Below are 17,067 nucleotides of genomic sequence, written 5' to 3'. Positions count from 1 at the left end.
CTGATTCTCAATATCATTTAATATAATATTTACTTCAAAATAATTAGGTACCTTATGTCATTGCTAGAAGCAGATCCAATATACAAGCCTTTTAATTATCCTTGGGCATATGATGCATGGTTGCAGCAACAAAGGATACACTGGATACCTGAAGAAGTTCCGCTTGCTGATGATGTGAAAGATTGGAAAACTAAACTTTCGAATGTAGAGAAAAATTTATTGACCCAGATTTTTAGGTTTTTTACTCAAGCAGATATTGAAGTAAATAACTGCTATATGAGGCATTATTCAAATATATTTAAGCCAACAGAAATATGTATGATGCTTGCAAGCTTTTCCAATATGGAGACTATACACATTGCAGCCTATTCATACCTTCTAGATACGATTGGCATGCCAGAAAGTGAATATCAAGCATTCTTAAAATATGATGCTATGAGAAAGAAGTATGAATATATGTTAGAATTTGAGGAAAGTAAAAAGCAAGATAAAAAACATGTTGCTAAAACTTTAGCAGTATTTGGTGCCTTCACTGAAGGATTGCAGTTATTTGCATCATTTGCAATTTTGCTCAATTTTCAACGGTTTGGAAAAATGAAAGGTATGGGGCAAATAATTGCTTGGTCAGCACGTGACGAAACCTTGCACACCAATTCAATTATCAATTTGTTCAATACGTTTATTAAAGAGAATAATGAAATTTGGAATGACGAGTTCAAAGAAGAATTATATTCTGCATGTCACACTATTGTTGAACTTGAAGATGAATTTATAAGTCTTGCTTTTGATTTAGGAGATGTTGAAGGGCTATCTGCAGAGGAAGTGCGCAATTATATACGTTACATAGCAAACAGAAGGTTAACGCAATTAGGTCTTAAATCTATATATAATGTTAAAGATAACCCTATTCCGTGGCTTGATGAAATACTAAATGGCGTGGAACATACAAATTTCTTTGAAAATAGAGTAACAGAGTATAGCCGTGCAGCAACTCAAGGCACTTGGGAGGAAGCTTTTGCTAAAAACGATACAAAAAGTGAATAGCAGTAACTTCGGTTCTGTCGCATTTGTAGGGAAGTAGAAAAAAGAATGATATAATTGTCTAAAAATAAAGCAAAGATGTTTCGTATCAATCAAAAATTATTGCCATCCTTCAAAGGATTTAGCTTTTCAGCGATGTTATCTGTATACATGAAATGTCGATTCTCTTTGAGCTATCGAGATTTGGAAGAAATTATGAGTATAAGGGGAGCAAAAATTGACCATGCTACGTTACAAAGTGGGTTATCACCACTGATAGATTAGGCAGTAAGGAAAAGAAAGAAGCAGGTTGGTAGTAGTTGGAGAGACCTACATTAAATTAAACGGTAAATGGGTTTATTTATATAGAGCACTATTGGTAATACTGTAGACTTCCTCTTGTGTGTTAGTAGAGACAAGTCTGCAGCACTTGCATTCTTTCGTAAAGCCTTCAGGAGTAACTATCTTCCTGAGAAAATTGTCATTGATAAAAGCGGCAGTAATACTGCTGCTCTTGATGATTTGAATGCAGAAATTTCTGAAGATTATAGAATCACAGTTCTTCAAATAAAATATCTAAATAATATTGTTGAGAGGTTTATCAAGAAGCGAATAAAGCCTATGCTTAGTTTTAAAAATTTTCATTCCGCAAAGATTACTATTACAGGTATAGAAAATATTCGCATGATTCAGAAAAAACAAATTATCGGAGCTAATGACAATGTTTCTACTTTTGAGAATTTTGCTATGTTAATGGCTCTATAACTCCTATAATCCCAGCTTTAATGATCTTCTTTTCTATGGTTTATAGATGCAACAGAACCAGATAGGTTGCTGTGTAAAAATTTGGGAAATGTTTTTGTTAGTATTAAAAATTACATAATGTGTATTATGGAAAATATAAGAAACACAAGCTTTCAGCAAGAGAAAATGCAATTTTTGCTCTTCTCAAACAGCATAAAAAAGTGCCTGTTGAACCTCCAGATTAATGCTCAAAAATGTTCAATTGATACTTTAAAAGTATTACTTTAAAAATACCTAAAGTATCACTTCAAAAGCACTTAAAAATTTTATCTTTTAGGAAAAATTTTCCAAGACTACCCCCTTATTGGCTTTTGTTAGAAAAATATTAAAACTATAACCAAATATGTAATCTTTTATATGATTGTATTAGCTTAGCTCCCTTAATGGTTGTTTCTTTTTTTTTAAAAATATTAAAATAAATATAACTTTTTAGAGTTATCCACAGTTCTTTTGCTTTCAATTATATATATATTAGTATTTGGAGATCATATTTATTATAAATCTCCAAAGTACTCAGAAATGTAAAATTATATACTCTACTAGGTTATCAACTTAGTTATTAACAATTCTGTGAATAACTTAAACAAGAAAAAGGGGCTTTTACCCGAATAGATATTTTATAACGTCTTAATGCTAACTCCACCGACATATAAATTTGCGTGGCTTTTTCCAGTATTAAGCAATGCAAGTCCAATATTGTCGACACTAGAGCGTAGTTCTCCTACTTCTTCATTATGTTCACTGATTACTTTAGTGCCAATATTTGGAAGTGCATTTTTTCCCTCAACAAGGTAAAGTTTCCTTCTGAATTTTTCTTGTCTGCTCATTCGATTTACAACTTCCTGACCTATATAGCACCCTTTATTAAAGCTTATACCATTTATCTTATCGATTAAATATTGCAGCGGAAATGATGAATTTTGCACCATATCTTTTGCTCCATCTGGGACAAGGTTTTTAATTCTAACTTTTTCATACTGAATAAAATCTCCAACCGGTTCTTTTATTTCATCTTCATGTATGATCCTCATTCCTAGCAGCTTGTGCCTTGGATCTTGAAAAATAACTTGTGACTTACTACTACACTTCGCCAACTTAGCATCAAACAAAACTCCAACCTTATATAGTGCACTAATGTCTTTAATTTTCACTCTCAAATAAGTTTTAAGTAAATCTAGTTTCTCGATAATTTGCTGTAAGTGCACATTTTCGCACTCTAAGAAAATATATCCACCATATTCAATGAGAAAAAAATCGTACAGATATTTTCCCTGAGGGTTGAGTAATAAAGAGTAAATTGCCTGCTGGCTACTTAGTTTATTAATGTCATTTGTTATAATACCCTGAAGAAAATCTCTCGTATCTGGTCCGTATAAAGATATTACACTACGGTTTGCTAGCGGTATGTAACCCATAAAACTTCTGTTCAAACCTTAAATTATACACTTTTACTAACTCCAGCCCTTGAAATGTAACCTTTAGATGACTACATAGAATTGTAGGTTAATCTATTAATGAGGAAACATAAATGTCAAGTGTAAATTTGAATGTATTAGATGATAATGTGCTAATAAAGCCTATTACTGAAGAAAAACAAGGTGGAATTGTACTACCATCAAGTGCTGAAAAGAAGCCTACTAAAGGTGAAGTTATAGCAATTGGTAGTGGTTCACGCAACTCAAGCGGAGAGCGCATAGCTTTAACTGTAAAAACTGGTGATAAGGTTTTCTACAGGCAGTGGGCTGGAACAGAAGTAGAACATGATAATGAAAAGTATGTCGTGATGAAGGAGTCAGACCTACTTGCTGTTATCAAGTAGGTATCCCTATTTTACTAAACTAATGCGCTATATAGTGCATTATGTATTTTAATATTCTAAATTTTTTATTAATTTAAGGAGTGATAAAAATGGCTAACATAGTAGTATCAGGCGAACAGTTGCAAGAAGCCTTTCGTGAAGTTGCAGCAATGGTTGACTCAACGGTGGGAGCAACTGCAGGGCCTAGGGGAAATACAATAGGAATTAGCAAGCCATATGGTGGACCAGAGGTCACAAAGGATGGCTATAAGGTAATGAAAGGTATAAAGCCTGAAAAACCATTACACTCTGCGATAGTAAGCACCATTGCTCAAAGTGCTTCTCAGTGTAATGACAAAGTTGGTGATGGTACCACAACATGCTCAATACTGACTAGCAATATGATAATGGAAGCTTCAAAGTCAATTGCAGCTGGAAATGATCGTATTTGTATCAAAAATGGAATACAGAAGGCAAAAGATGTGATATTAAAGGAAATTACATCAATGTCTCGCACAATTTCTTTAGAGAAAATGGATGAAGTTGCACAAGTTGCAATAATTTCTGCAAATGGTGATAAAGATATTGGTAATAGCATTGCTGATGCTGTTAAAAAGGTTGGAAAAGAAGGCGTCATCACTGTTGAAGAGAGTAAGGGTTCAAAAGAATTAGAAGTTGAACTTACAACTGGTATGCAGTTTGACCGTGGTTATCTCTCTCCATACTTTGTTACAAATAATGAAAAGATGAGCGTGGAGCTTGATGATCCATATTTGCTGATTACAGAAAAAAAACTTAATATTATTCAACCTTTACTTCCTATTCTTGAGGCTATTTTTAAGTCTGGTAAACCTTTGTTTATCATTGCAGAAGATGTTGAAGGTGAAGCATTAAGCACTTTAGTGATCAACAAATTACGTGGTCTAAAAGTTGCTGCAGTAAAAGCTCCAGGTTTTGGTGATAGGAGAAAGGAGATGCTCGAAGATATAGCAGCTTTAACAGGTGCTAAGTATGTCATAAAAGATGAGCTTGGAATCAAGATGGAAGATTTGACTCTTGAAGATCTTGGTACTGCTAAAAATGTTAAAATCACTAAAGACAATACCACAATTGTTAGTGAAGACAGCGACTGTGACAAACAAAACAGAGTAAATGCTAGAATTAACCAGATTAAATCTCAGATTGAAACTTCAACCTCTGATTATGACAAAGAAAAGCTAAGAGAGCGTTTAGCAAAATTATCAGGCGGCGTTGCTGTACTCAAAGTTGGTGGAGCAACTGAAGTAGAGGTAAAAGAACGTAGAGATAGAGTAGAAGATGCACTTCATGCAACAAGAGCTGCAATTGAAGAAGGGATAGTTCCAGGTGGAGGAGTTGCACTTCTTTACGCTGCATCTGCTCTTGATAAGCTAAAAGCTTCAAGCGATGAAGAGCAAATAGGTATCAACATTGTCAAAAAAGTTCTCAGTGCTCCAATCAAAAGATTGGTTAAAAATGCTGGTCTTGAATCTGCTGTTATAATTGACTATTTGATTAAGCAGAATGATAAAGAGCTTATATACAACGTTGAGGCTATGAACTACGCTAATGCATCAACAGCTGGTGTAATTGATCCGGCAAAAGTAGTTCGTATTGCTTTTGAAACGGCAGTGTCTGTAGCAAGCGCACTTATTACTACTGAATCTATGATAGTTGATCTACCAAACAAAGAAGAAAATGCTTCATCACCTATGGGTGCAGGAGCAATGGGCGGAATGGGTGGATTCTAAGTAAACAAGAGCCTTGGAGCAACTTGCTCCAAGGTATCTTTCTAGTTCTAAAAAGTCTTACATTTATAAAGGAAATAAATTTGTGATTTTCTATGCAAAGCCACTACTATTTATATTTGTTACGTCTCTTTAATATTATAACTGCTTAAAAATAAAAAAATAATATATGAAAGTTATAATTGCTAGTATATTACTATTAGTATAATATTATATTAATAAATGATTTATATAATATTTTTATTATAATAGATAGAACTTAAATTATTTTCTTCATAAATAGAGTATTTATGAAAATACGTATATACTCAATCCTACTTTTACTTTTTTCTTGCACTCAATTGTGCGCTGAAGAAGAAGTTGCAAAATTTGATCTGCTCATTGGTAAGGTAAATAAAGCAAACCTTACCATTGAAGGCGCAATAAAGGTTACAATAAAACCAGGTTGGCATATATATTACAAAGACCCTGGAGATTTCGGCCTTCCTACTTCCTTTGACTGTCAGGGTAACATATCAAATATAGATATTCATTGGTCTACTCCCAAGGAACATGAAGATAAAGTTGGGGAAGTTACATTTGTTAGTAACATATATGAAGATATGGTGTTATTTCCCTTTAAAACTAATATCATTCCAAATCAGGAATACGTTGATATTAACTTTCATATAAAGTACGCAATATGTAAAGATAGGTGTATCCCTGAAAATGCCGAGATAAAAACCAGTCAACCACTAAAGGATTTTATGGATTCCGATATCAATAAACTCATAAATGAGTGGTATGAAAAATAGAGCTCCCAGCGAGCAAGTGATAGTTATACGATAGCTTAAAAATGTTATTCCTGTCCCTGAATTTTCCAATAAAGATCTTTCCAAAAATTTCGATCATGAAGCCTTTTGGTCCCCAAAAGGCTTCATTTCAATCAATAACGAAAATTATAACTTTGAAAGAGCTGCTTGCTTATTAACTCCTGTAGTGATTTGTATGCTTTCCACACTTGTTGAAGGATAAAATCCTTTTATTACTTCAGAGCCTTCTCGCTTTAAATATGACAATGCTTCATATAAAGGCTTCGCTTCATATTGTCTTCCTACTTTTACTTCTTTATTTGCAGCTAATTGCTCCCAAGTGACACCATTGCTTTCAATAAACTCTACAGCACCATTATCACTAATGATAATTTTCATTTCACACTCTTCTCCTTCAGCATACCAATTTAAAGTCATATAATATGAGCCGTTAGCTACTTCATAAATTCTTGTTCCATTCTCATCAACTCTGCAGCGTATTCCCCTTGTTTCACATTTGCTTTTACTAGGCAGCAATAATGTAATTCCATCTACACCATATTTTCTGCATATATCACTATTTAAAACATCAACCACATTTATTGATTTTGTAGGATCGCCAAGCATAATTCTGAGTGCAGGCTTAATCTTACCTTTCTTTCTACTTTCTTTAATTCCTATATATTCTAAAGTATTATCTTTTATACTTTCCTTTACATCTTTTGCAATTTTCTGAGCAATTGCACCTACGACATTTTTGCTATCGTACTTATTGGCATGTTTATATTCATACCTGCCATTAACCTCATATCTATACTTTTCCTGTCCTTCTTCATTGGAAAGTACAGTAGAAAAGTGTTTAAACCACTTTTCATCATCATCAATACTAACTTCTTCGTTCTTCTCTTCAGAATCGATAGTCACTAAGCGGTTAAATGGCTATTTTATAATGAATTTTGTCAGTAATCGCTAGTTTTTCTCCTGCTATGCAACAAAGCCCTCTGGCATCCAGATTAGACACTAAGTTGATAAGTATAAAAGCAGCTAACCTTATGTAAAAACACAATATTCCAGTGTTAAGCACTGGAATGACATTGTATGAACATTGTACCATATTACAATCAGTTGTGATTGGTATGACAAGATTAAGAGGTGCTAGAATAATGAAACCGAAGTCATACATAGAAAATAGGTTGGGTATTTTCAACTTTTGCTATATACTCAAGTAAAAATCTCTCTTTTACAGATGGATACAGTAAAGTTTGTTTTCTTACTGCCAACAATACTACTCATACTAGTTGCTGGTGTTTACCTATCGGTTAAACTAAAATGGTTACAGGTGTTTAGACTACCGTATGCCGTTTCACTTATTGGAGCTAAAAGAGGAGAAAATAAATTTTCTTCTATAGCCGCCCTGTTTACAATCTTAGGAGGAAATTTAGGAGTAGGAAACGTTTCAGGCACTGCTGTTGCTCTAAAAACCGGAGGACCAGGATCCATTTTATGGATGGCAATAATTATTGTTGTTACTTCTGTGATAAAATATGTTACTTGTTACCTAAGTATAAAAACCAGAAAAGAAAAAAATGGACGGTTTATAGGTGGACCTGTAGCCTACATGACTGATGCATTTAATTCTAGAAAAGCTACAGTTGTGTTTCTAGTTATTATGATGATGGTTTCAATAACAGTTGGTAACCTTGTTCAGGTAAATTCTCTATCAATACCACTCAGCATGGTAGATATACCTGTAGTCATTGGCGGCATTGTAATGGCCATAATATTTTTTGTTGTTGCAGCTCTCAGCTTAAAAAAAATTAAAATTTTTATATCGGCTATGATACCGATAATGACGGTAAGTTACCTCACACTTTGCGGTATCATATTATTTAAGTTTAGTGAAAATATTCTTCCTTCTCTAAAACTAATAACAAGCAATTTTTTTACAACTAGTAGCTTTAACTCTGGCTTATCTTTAGGTTTAATTTTAGAAATGTTGACTATTATTCAAGTAGGAACTCTGCGAGGTATTTTTGCAACAGATATAGGACTTGGCCTCGAAGGAATTGTACACTCCTCGATTACTCCTAAAAAAAATAACAATAAATTTATCATTGAACAGAGTCTAATCACAATAATATCTCCTTTTATAGTTGCACTCATAGTGTTCATTACAGCAATGGTACTGCTTGTCACAGATTCTTGGATTACTGATTTAGAGAGCACTAACATGTGCATTTTTGCTTTTAGAAAAGCTATGAATTGGCCCTATACTGACTATTTAATTATGGCTATAATGTTTTGTTTTGCCTTTACTACTATCTTTACTTGGTTTTTTTGTTCAAAACAAACAATACGCTATGTATCTATGGATAATAAATACACTAAAATCTGGACTGTAGTTTTTACCTTAATCATTCCATTTGGTGCAATCGGTGGAGTTAAGTTACTCTGGGATATCGCTGATATTTCAATTGCTGCTTTGCTACTCATAAACATACTTGCTATACTCAAGCTCACTTCTCAAGATCCAGAAGTATTTACTATGAGTAGCAAATACCTGAAGTTGCAAAAACAGAGCTAAAGCAATATTTTAAGTTGTCATCCCAGTCTGGAATCCAGCCTTTCATGAACTTCATCAAAAATTTTATGTTTTAACATAATACTTTTATGCTCACTAACTGAGTGCGACTGGATCCCAGTGGGCTTTGTTGCACAGCTCTTCGGATAGTGGGTAATGTATAATAAATTCATGAAGCTATATCAAACTTAGCCATGCCTATTTCAGTAAATTTGTTAAGCAAATAACACTTGAGTAGCAGTTCCTTCTCACGATTAATCTCAGATTTATTCCTAAAACTAAATCCAAATATTTGCTTCAGTCGCGAGAAAAAACTTTCTATATAAGATCTCTTCCAATAATTTATCTCTTTTTTCCACCTCTTCATACCATCTTCATCATATGACTTTATGAGCTTGATTGTAGAATTTCTCTCATTCATATAATCCAACTTTGGATGCTCTACTGCATTATTTTGCGGAGGAATCCTTGTCTTTATGTCAAGCTCATCGCACAGTTTGTATAACTTCTTTCGATTATATGCCCTATCTGCATATATCGTGCTTATGTTATACTTGGTATCCACTCTTTCAATAAGATCACAGGCTCCATAGTGGTCGGAATAAACTCCACTACTGTATTTTGCAGCTATAACTTTTTTACTACCTATCTCTAGCATTACATGTAGCTTTCTTGTTTGCTCATAGCGGCGATACTTTCTATCTGTACCATTTGCCTTACTATGGCCTGGAATATTATTGTAGATGCTGATACCTGTACTATCTATAGCAATTTCAATATCTTCCATATCGTTCTTATCAACTCTGCAGTCGTTGATTTTGATATTAAGCTTTTTAAACCTTCTTGAAGCCTGCGAATAGCTGATAATTTGCAAAATTTTCCCTATTTGCTCAAGATATTTCTCTATAAATCCCACTGTTTGCCTAAGACCAATCCTGAATAGATAGGTTATTATGTGAATTAGAATCACTACTTTGTCGCTGTAGACATTGTTGCCACCTGCTACTTTTGGACTATTTTCGTACCAATTTTCAATGGCATCGTTGATATAATGAAAAACATTTCCCCTTTCTTGAAGAAATTTGTTATATTCATTGCAGTTACTGACTTTCATTCTTATTGGCATATTTTTCCTTTGTCGGCTAAATATCTATTTTATAACAAATTCCATCAGTAACTGCCTGTTCTTTCCTTGAGTGGTGCAACAAAGCCATCCCAGTGTCAGCTACTAGAATGACATACTTTTTGGTGAAAATTACTCTTATATTATAACGTTTGTAGTTATGAATTTGACTATAGGATCAAGTCTAGAAAAATCTAGATTCCAGACTGGAATGACAACTTAAATTGCTTGATGTGAACATAAAATAGCTCATGTCATCACGTTAGCAATACAACTTCTTTAATAAAAACTAAATCAATTCCCGTAATAATTGTACTAGCTAAGGCTAAAAGGCAGAGGGTTATTAGTGAGGGAAAATATGAATACTCAAAGCACACAACAATATCATGAATTCATTCGAGGATTTTTTACTTTATTCGATGAAATAAAAAAGGAAGACGACCCAATTTATAATTCCAGAGTTGGTTTTAATGCAGTAAAGTTTCTAATAAAGCACTCCGTCTGGAATTTGGAGACAGATGAAGACAAAAATAAAGCTTATGAAGTTATTCTTCCAGAGCAGAACAAGATAAAGAAAGCCGAACAAAAGCTTGAAAGTGAAGTTAAAGCAAGGTTAAAAGAGTATGTTGATGATATCGCAGGAGTTTCAATATATGGCGATCACGCAAGTATTACACTGGGAGATGACAAAAAAGAGTTTAAAATCAGCGAGTTTTTAAATAGTGACTTTTGTCAGAAGAAAGGAATTTCGGGATTTTCAACGCTGCATAGTGATGGAAAGAGCGGAATGCACGGTTTTGTTGCCGAAGAAGGAGAGAAAAGAATAAGGCATTATGTTGTAACCGATGGTTCATATGAAATGACTTTGAATTGGCATGACAAAAATGGCAAAAAATGTACTATCAAAATCAAGATTGATAAAGATGGTGTAGATCTCACTGAACGTAATGGTGTTACTGAGGAACAATTAAAAGCAAACACAGATGTAAAAATAGGTGGCTTATTCCTATATCAAATACAATTCAAGGAGAAAGGACAAGAACAAGAGAATCAACAATCATCTGAAACTTTCATAGAAAATGATATTAGTAAAGGTGTTGGCGTTCAAGCTACTCAAGATCAAGAAGTTAAGTTTAAGCATGCAACGACTAGCACTACACATTCTAATAACGCATCTGCTAAAAAGATTCCACCGTCACTGCCAACTAGAACTAGTTCATTACCTAATAATCAGCAAAAAGGTGAGTATCAGCCAATACGGATTAATAGTGGAAATAACTACAATTCTCCATATTCTGATCATTCAAACAGTACTGCTTTCACCAAATCTGTAAGCCAAAATCAAAACGATAGGCAGTCTACATTTACTACGTTTGGATATACTGCATCTGGAAGCCGAAGATCAGATGAAAGTGAGCAAATATCTAATAATCGGCAAAAAGGTGCAATTTTTGATCCTACAACTAATGAAAGCACTGCAGCAGCACAAGACGTTGCATTCAAAAAAGTTAAAGGTGCATTTAAGTATGAAAACGCTAAAGAATCAAGCAATACTGGAAATAAGCAATCACTAAATGATGTAGCTTCGATTCTTGCATGGAAAGCAAAAAATGAGTTATTACGTAGTGAAAGTAAGTATGGTGAAGAATTTTCTGACTTCGAAGATGGTTGGAGCGATAACGAAGATGAGTATATAACGCTTTCAAAACCTCAATCAGATTATAAACAAGAAAAAGATTATCTTAGCACTAAGGAAAACGAAGAAAGAGGAAACGATGAACAAAAAGAAACCGAACAAGAAAATGAATCGCTAGAATACAGCTCAACAGATATAAAAACAAACGATTCGGGCTATTCATCTCCAACTCACTCTAATCATGAACAATCTCGAGTAAATTCTGGACAGTTAAAAGCGAGCCTAATGAATGTTGAACAAAGAGATTATACCCTACTTACGGAATTTACCAGTAGGTTGGATAAAGAAACTCAGAAATTCCCGCTAAAACCAGTAAATCAAAAGAAAATGAGTGAACAAACAAAAGAACATTTATTAGCAGCTGGATTGCTAAAAGACAATGCAGCGGAGGAAGAAATAAACGACTCAGGTTACTCATCTCCAACTTACACTAGCCACGATAATTTTCAGGTAAATCCTGAACAATTAGAGAGGAAATTAGAAACCATTGAACCAAAAGATACATTGGAAAAATTGAATAAAGGATTGAGAGACCAGGCTACTAAAGATTTATTCTCAGAAAGTATGTTGAAAGAAGTAAAAGAAGGTAAAAAATATGACCCTGTACGTAAGTTATTAGAAAGAAAAGTAGCAGAACAAGAAAATGATAATACTAATCTGACTATAGACAAAAATAGCGAACTATATAAATTGCTAGAAAAAGATGCAGCACAACTGAAAGCTGGAATAGTAGAAGAGGAAAGAAAAGATACTTTAACAGAATGCAATGATAGTCCTGATCGCAATAGAATTGCATTAGCAAATAGAAATAGAATCTGGGCTAAACTTATTGCTGAAGAAAAACAAAAAAAGGACAGTGGTATTAGTATAGGTTAAAGTAATTACTTAGCAAGCAATTGGTTTCATGTAATGGTAACCCTATTACAGAAGAGTAAGAACCACGTAAAAATAATACAAACATTCCCGCAAGGCCTTGTATGTTGCATCCCCCTGCCCTGTTTTTCCACTCTTCTGATGCTAAATAATATTTAATTTCTTGTTCGCTGAGACGCTTAAATTTCACTATTGTAACTACAGTCCTAATATGCTGTTTAGATTGATCAGGAATTAATAAACACACACTGGTGTATACTCTATGCCTTCTTCCTGATAACAAGCGAACGCATTTTTCTGCTTGTTCAACGTTTTCAGCTTTGAGCAATATCCTTCTACCACAAGCAACAACTGTATCCACACCAAGCACAAAGTAATTTGGATTTGCACTTTGTATTTTCTCGGCTTTACTTTTTGCCATACGGATTGAGTAATCTTTTGGCAGTTCTTTCTTCAAAGGCGATTCATCTATATCTGCTGGCAAAACCAAACCTGGCTTAATATTTATTTGTTTGAGTAAGGCTACTCGCCTTTCTGATGATGAAGCAAGAATAAGATTATCTAGAGATTGTTCTATCACTTTAGCCTTTTTATTATCCTACCCTTTCTTGCATTCCTATCATAAATACTCATCTCAACTAACACTCTATCGCCTATAATAATACGTATTTTACTTCTTCTCACTCTTCCTGATACATGACAGATAATCTCATGTTCATTGTCCAGCTTCACTCTAAATTCTGCTGCAGGTAGTAAAGCAGTTACTGCCCCTTCCACTTCAAAAATTGTTTTTGATTTGTCTTCTTTTATCATTGTCGTATTATAATTTAATAATCTTTTTCAGTCTACTATAGATTTTAAATTATTATCAATACAAGAGATTTTTGTGAGTATTCCTCTTGCAACTTATCTCTATATAATACGAGAGGAAAGCAAGTTACCTACTTTTCTACTCTCTGCCACCTTCTCAACAGAACTTATAGAACTTATGTTAGAAGATAAATCATTATCACAACTTTCCTCATCGCTATCAAGTCCACTATCAAAACTTGAAGATCTGGATAACTCTGTCTTCTTTTGTGAGGCACTATCAGGCTCACTAAAAACGTTTCCTGCTAGAGTATAAAATTGATGATTGAAGCTTCTTTGTTCAATAGAACTCATGTTAGAAGATAAACCATTATCACTACCATATCCGCCATCAGAGCTTGAAGATCCGAGTAACGTCATCTTTTCTTCCAGTGGAACACAAGACTCATTATTAGTCTCATTAAAAATATTTCTTGTTGGAGTATAAAATTGATTATTTAGGCTTCTTTGTTCATCAGCATGAATTTTTTCTCCCAGTCCATCAGCTATTTCTACAACTTTATCATCCCATTCATTCTCACACTCTAGTTTGCTTCTTAACTCTTCAACTTCCCATGCTAGTTTGTGTATCCCTTGTTCATAAGATTCCAGTTGTGCTTTATGCTCATCTTTCAACTCTTGCACTTGAAGTTTTAAATTGCTTATATACTGCTCCTTTTCCTTCATTATGTGTGCTGCTTCTTTTAATTTGTCTTCTAACTCCTTCTTTTCTGTATTAACATCTTTTAGCTTACCCTCTAGCTTTCCTTTTGCTTCACATACATTTTTAAGTTCTTGTGCTTTCTCTTGTAACTCTGCTAACACACTTGCTAACTTTTCATTTTTTTGTGCCAGTTCAGTTTGCAATTCTGTGTTTTTTCGCTCTTCTTTTCCAAAACTGTTTTGTAAATCAGTTATTTGTTGTGAAGCAACTTCTGGTTGAGTTTCAGTGTGCTGTAAATTGACTTCCAATGCATTGCTATTAATAGAAGGAGAAGAAGGAAGGCTATTATCAGCATCAACTTTATGATCTAACTTCCCCTCTGGTTCCTTACCTTGATAAGCCACCATAGATTCATTGTAAAAATTAATAGGAGTAGCCCTATCCTCTTCTAGTGATTCCATTACAGCATCATATAAGGAGAGACCTTGAATATATAATTCATCGTTTTGCTTTATTAATTCTAGAATCTCCTTCGATGACACAAAATCTTCACCATCAAATTTTAGTACTTCAGTTATGCCATCACTACTCACATTCATAATCATGGTACACATTCCTGATCCATCTTTTGCAGCCCAAGTGCTTGTCATTTCATAATATGCACCTTCTTTAAATTCATAATATCTTTTCTTATCTTTTTTATGAGCGTGTATTTCATGTTTTTTATTGCAATAGATATTCAGTTCTTTAATATCTTTCTCTTGCTGTAAAACGTCACTAATCTTTGTTGGCTCACTATTGTCGTAATGAGTAAGGTTAATATTCAAAACTTTATTATTATTGTCAATTTCTTCACAGTAAACTTGAAAGTCCTCTTTCCATTTTCCAAAATACCTACTTGCAACTTCTTTTCCTTCCTTTACTAACTCTATGTATTTACCTATATTTTTCTCAAAGTCCTCATTAACAGGCTTTTCTCTTTCTTTTACTGCTTCATCCACATACATTCGCTTAAAATCATTATCACCTATTAGATTACTAAAACGCCAATTACCATAAGCTTTTTGTATATCAGTAAAGTCCATCTTTTCTCTCAAAAGCGCTAATAAGCTTATCTTATCTCTCAAATTTTCTAACTCACAATCGAGAAAATCATCGAAACTGCATAACTTTTTATACAGTTCCCTATCTTCTATAATTGAGCGAAGAAATTTCATTATAGTAAGGTTCTTAATGAAAGGCTCATTTTTTTCTGCATCATTAATATAGCTTTTGAGAAATTGAAATATACCAAGCCCATCACTATCTTGGACAAACTTCTCTCTATCATTAACACAATTGTTGCCCTGTGATGAACATAATCTATTATGCAATTTTTGCAAGTCATGTATTGACTTAACTACATATTCTGCAACTGACAATTCTCTCGGCTGATCACTTGTTTTTTCCGCTCTTACTGCTTTGTCTCCCTTAGTCAAACCTGCAATCATAATACGCCTCCTTTAACTATGTTTATATTATAACAATCAACATGTATTTAAGAAAAATCACACTGCTCACTGTACGTTTACGCTGCTACTTTGCATAATAGATTGCTTGAAGTCACACAAGTATCGTTTTTTATTAGATAAAAGTTAACAAGACGTTTTCATAGATTTTTAAGCTTAATAACATCCTCTCTATTGGGACTAGTTGAAATTAGATGAATTGGTACACCTATTAATTCTTCTATTTTTCTCACATATTTCATCAAATTTGCAGGTAATTCCTTAACTGACCTTTTGCCTTGAGTTTTCTCTTTCCAACCAGGAAATTCTTCATATATTGGCTCTAATTCTTTTTGTATTGAATGTGATGCGGGTAAATAATCATACATTTTTCCGCCATACTTATAACCAGTGCCTATTTTAATAGTATCAAAAGAATCAAGAATATCTAATTTGGTTAATACAATGCTTGAAACTCCAGAGAGTTGTACGGCCTGGCGCACTAAAACTGCGTCAAACCATCCGCAGCGCCTTCTTCTATTGCTTACTGTTCCAAGTTCCTTACCTATAGAAAATAAGCTGTCTCCAATCTCGTTATTTTGTTCAGTAGGAAATGGACCATTACCCACTCTTGTTGTATACGCTTTTGCTACACCAATAATTTGAGCATTGTAGGATAATCCTGAGCCTGTTATCGCTTGCGATGCTACGGTATTACTTGAAGTAACAAAAGGGTAAGTTCCGTGGTCGATATCTAAAAATGCGCCTTGAGCGCCTTCAAATATTATTTTCTTACCTTCTTTCATAAAATCATTTAGTATCTTCCACACAGGTTTTTTATATAAAAGAATTTTTTCTGAAATCTCTTGAATTTCCTTTAATATTTCTTCTTTTTTAACTACCTGGTAGTTAAGTCCTTTTCTGATAGCATTATGGTAACTCAGGAGAGCATCCACTCTTTGATTGAGCTCATCTGTGTTTTCTAAGTCACAAAGGCGTATAGCTCTCCTGCCAACTTTATCTTCATAACATGGCCCTATCCCTTTGTTTGTTGTACCAATTTTGTGATTTCCGTTTAAATCTTCAAATAGCTTTTCCTTGTCCTTATGTACGCTAAGTATTAATGGACAGCTCTCGGATACCATCAAGTTGTTATAGTTTACGTCCACTCCTTTAACTTTCAATGACTCTATTTCTGAGACTAGAGCATGTGAATCAAGAGCAACACCGTTTCCTATAATAGATATTTTGTCCGCTCTCAAAACAGCAGAGGGCAGTAAATTTAATTTATAAACCTCATCATCTATTACTATAGTGTGCCCTGCATTATTTCCTCCCTGAAATCTCACAACTACATCTGCATTCTCAGAAAGATAATCTACTATTTTACCCTTGCCTTCGTCACCCCATTGCAGACCAACAATTACAATATTATTCATCACTATTTTCTAGATTAATACGTAAATATTAATGCAGCATGCTACAAATGAAAAGAGAAATCTACGCCTTTCCTATATCCCTAAAATAAAGAAATAGACTATCGACTTTTTTATATATTATAAAATTATTCATCATTATATGGTACAACTTACAGCATATTTATAGTAAGGTGTTA

14 protein-coding genes and 1 pseudogene are annotated in these 17,067 nt (G+C 33.8%); 7 read left to right on the top strand and 8 right to left on the bottom strand.

All coding sequences use genetic code 11. From position 1 onward, the window contains the following. The first annotated feature begins 54 nt into the window (after positions 1-54). Positions 55-1,044 carry a ribonucleotide-diphosphate reductase subunit beta gene (locus tag OPR29_RS02785; protein ID WP_019236348.1) on the top strand — a complete coding sequence of 330 codons (990 nt, stop codon included), beginning with the start codon at positions 55-57 and terminating at the stop codon, positions 1,042-1,044. A 75-nt stretch (positions 1,045-1,119) separates the two neighbouring features. Further along, positions 1,120-1,785: pseudogene (locus OPR29_RS02780) on the top strand (IS6 family transposase). Between the two features lie 656 nt (positions 1,786-2,441). Here OPR29_RS02780 and ygfZ read toward each other — a convergent pair. Continuing rightward, positions 2,442-3,239, bottom strand: a complete 798-nt coding sequence (gene ygfZ, locus OPR29_RS02775; protein WP_265025424.1) for a CAF17-like 4Fe-4S cluster assembly/insertion protein YgfZ — start codon at positions 3,237-3,239, stop codon at positions 2,442-2,444. Between the two features lie 113 nt (positions 3,240-3,352). Between ygfZ and OPR29_RS02770 the strand changes: the two genes are divergently transcribed. The 3 genes from OPR29_RS02770 to OPR29_RS02760 all read left to right on the top strand — a co-directional run bounded on the left by OPR29_RS02770 (position 3,353) and on the right by OPR29_RS02760 (position 6,182). Then, positions 3,353-3,643: a co-chaperone GroES gene (locus OPR29_RS02770; protein WP_007302813.1), complete on the top strand. Its 291-nt coding sequence runs from the start codon at positions 3,353-3,355 to the stop codon at positions 3,641-3,643. Between the two features lie 89 nt (positions 3,644-3,732). Continuing rightward, positions 3,733-5,391, top strand: a complete 1,659-nt coding sequence (groL, locus tag OPR29_RS02765) for a chaperonin GroEL (RefSeq protein WP_007302814.1) — start codon at positions 3,733-3,735, stop codon at positions 5,389-5,391. A 287-nt stretch (positions 5,392-5,678) separates the two neighbouring features. Next, a complete protein-coding gene (locus OPR29_RS02760) occupies positions 5,679-6,182 on the top strand; it encodes a protein-disulfide reductase DsbD domain-containing protein (protein WP_265025423.1) in 504 nt (167 codons plus the stop codon). Positions 6,183-6,326: 144 nt separating this feature from the next. Here the strand turns inward: OPR29_RS02760 and OPR29_RS02755 are convergent, their stop codons facing one another. Continuing rightward, positions 6,327-7,103, bottom strand: a complete 777-nt coding sequence (locus OPR29_RS02755; RefSeq protein WP_265025422.1) for a hypothetical protein — start codon at positions 7,101-7,103, stop codon at positions 6,327-6,329. Positions 7,104-7,110: 7 nt separating this feature from the next. After that, entirely contained in the window at positions 7,111-7,293 is a 183-nt protein-coding gene (locus OPR29_RS02750; RefSeq protein ID WP_265025421.1) for a hypothetical protein, read from the bottom strand. Between the two features lie 132 nt (positions 7,294-7,425). On the opposite strand from OPR29_RS02750, the gene OPR29_RS02745 reads away from it, so the two are divergent. Then, positions 7,426-8,763 carry an alanine/glycine:cation symporter family protein gene (locus OPR29_RS02745; protein ID WP_052264771.1) on the top strand — a complete coding sequence of 446 codons (1,338 nt, stop codon included), beginning with the start codon at positions 7,426-7,428 and terminating at the stop codon, positions 8,761-8,763. A 166-nt stretch (positions 8,764-8,929) separates the two neighbouring features. Here the strand turns inward: OPR29_RS02745 and OPR29_RS02740 are convergent, their stop codons facing one another. Beyond that, positions 8,930-9,886, bottom strand: a complete 957-nt coding sequence (locus tag OPR29_RS02740) for an IS5 family transposase (RefSeq protein ID WP_213863789.1) — start codon at positions 9,884-9,886, stop codon at positions 8,930-8,932. Positions 9,887-10,241: 355 nt separating this feature from the next. Between OPR29_RS02740 and OPR29_RS02735 the strand changes: the two genes are divergently transcribed. Then, the gene (locus tag OPR29_RS02735; protein WP_264685466.1) at positions 10,242-12,455 is read left to right on the top strand and encodes a hypothetical protein; all 2,214 of its coding nucleotides are present in this window, start codon (positions 10,242-10,244) and stop codon (positions 12,453-12,455) included. Here OPR29_RS02735 and OPR29_RS02730 read toward each other — a convergent pair. The 4 genes from OPR29_RS02730 to OPR29_RS02715 form a co-directional block, all read right to left on the bottom strand. After that, on the bottom strand, positions 12,442-13,032 hold the full coding sequence (locus OPR29_RS02730; RefSeq protein ID WP_007302819.1) for a Maf family nucleotide pyrophosphatase: 591 nt from the start codon (positions 13,030-13,032) through the stop codon (positions 12,442-12,444). The two genes, OPR29_RS02735 and OPR29_RS02730, sit on opposite strands and share 14 nt — an antisense overlap. Beyond that, on the bottom strand, positions 13,029-13,265 hold the full coding sequence (gene infA / locus OPR29_RS02725; protein WP_007302820.1) for a translation initiation factor IF-1: 237 nt from the start codon (positions 13,263-13,265) through the stop codon (positions 13,029-13,031). Before infA ends, OPR29_RS02730 begins: the two co-directional genes overlap by 4 nt. Before the next feature lie 99 nt (positions 13,266-13,364). Continuing rightward, positions 13,365-15,455, bottom strand: a complete 2,091-nt coding sequence (locus tag OPR29_RS02720; protein WP_265025420.1) for a hypothetical protein — start codon at positions 15,453-15,455, stop codon at positions 13,365-13,367. A 158-nt stretch (positions 15,456-15,613) separates the two neighbouring features. After that, complete coding sequence (locus tag OPR29_RS02715; protein WP_007302822.1) at positions 15,614-16,891, bottom strand: adenylosuccinate synthase; 1,278 nt, start codon at positions 16,889-16,891, stop codon at positions 15,614-15,616. Between the last annotated feature and the right edge of the window lie 176 nt (positions 16,892-17,067).

The sequence above is a fragment of the Wolbachia endosymbiont (group B) of Pammene fasciana genome, from assembly GCF_947251495.1.
GTDB lineage: Bacteria > Pseudomonadota > Alphaproteobacteria > Rickettsiales > Anaplasmataceae > Wolbachia.
This window is presented reverse-complemented; position numbering and strand designations above follow the sequence as displayed.

Bases quoted from the DNA above. Each gene is read 5' to 3' on its own strand.
- OPR29_RS02735 (WP_264685466.1), top strand. From the start codon at position 10,242: ATGAATACTCAAAGCACACAACAATATCATGAATTCATTCGAGGATTT.
- infA (WP_007302820.1), bottom strand. From the start codon at position 13,265: ATGATAAAAGAAGACAAATCAAAAACAATTTTTGAAGTGGAAGGGGCA.
- OPR29_RS02770 (WP_007302813.1), top strand. From the start codon at position 3,353: ATGTCAAGTGTAAATTTGAATGTATTAGATGATAATGTGCTAATAAAG.
- OPR29_RS02720 (WP_265025420.1), bottom strand. From the start codon at position 15,455: ATGATTGCAGGTTTGACTAAGGGAGACAAAGCAGTAAGAGCGGAAAAA.
- OPR29_RS02745 (WP_052264771.1), top strand. From the start codon at position 7,426: ATGGATACAGTAAAGTTTGTTTTCTTACTGCCAACAATACTACTCATA.
- OPR29_RS02740 (WP_213863789.1), bottom strand. From the start codon at position 9,886: ATGCCAATAAGAATGAAAGTCAGTAACTGCAATGAATATAACAAATTT.
- OPR29_RS02715 (WP_007302822.1), bottom strand. From the start codon at position 16,891: ATGAATAATATTGTAATTGTTGGTCTGCAATGGGGTGACGAAGGCAAG.
- groL (WP_007302814.1), top strand. From the start codon at position 3,733: ATGGCTAACATAGTAGTATCAGGCGAACAGTTGCAAGAAGCCTTTCGT.
- ygfZ (WP_265025424.1), bottom strand. From the start codon at position 3,239: ATGGGTTACATACCGCTAGCAAACCGTAGTGTAATATCTTTATACGGA.
- OPR29_RS02760 (WP_265025423.1), top strand. From the start codon at position 5,679: ATGAAAATACGTATATACTCAATCCTACTTTTACTTTTTTCTTGCACT.
- OPR29_RS02785 (WP_019236348.1), top strand. From the start codon at position 55: ATGTCATTGCTAGAAGCAGATCCAATATACAAGCCTTTTAATTATCCT.
- OPR29_RS02750 (WP_265025421.1), bottom strand. From the start codon at position 7,293: ATGGTACAATGTTCATACAATGTCATTCCAGTGCTTAACACTGGAATA.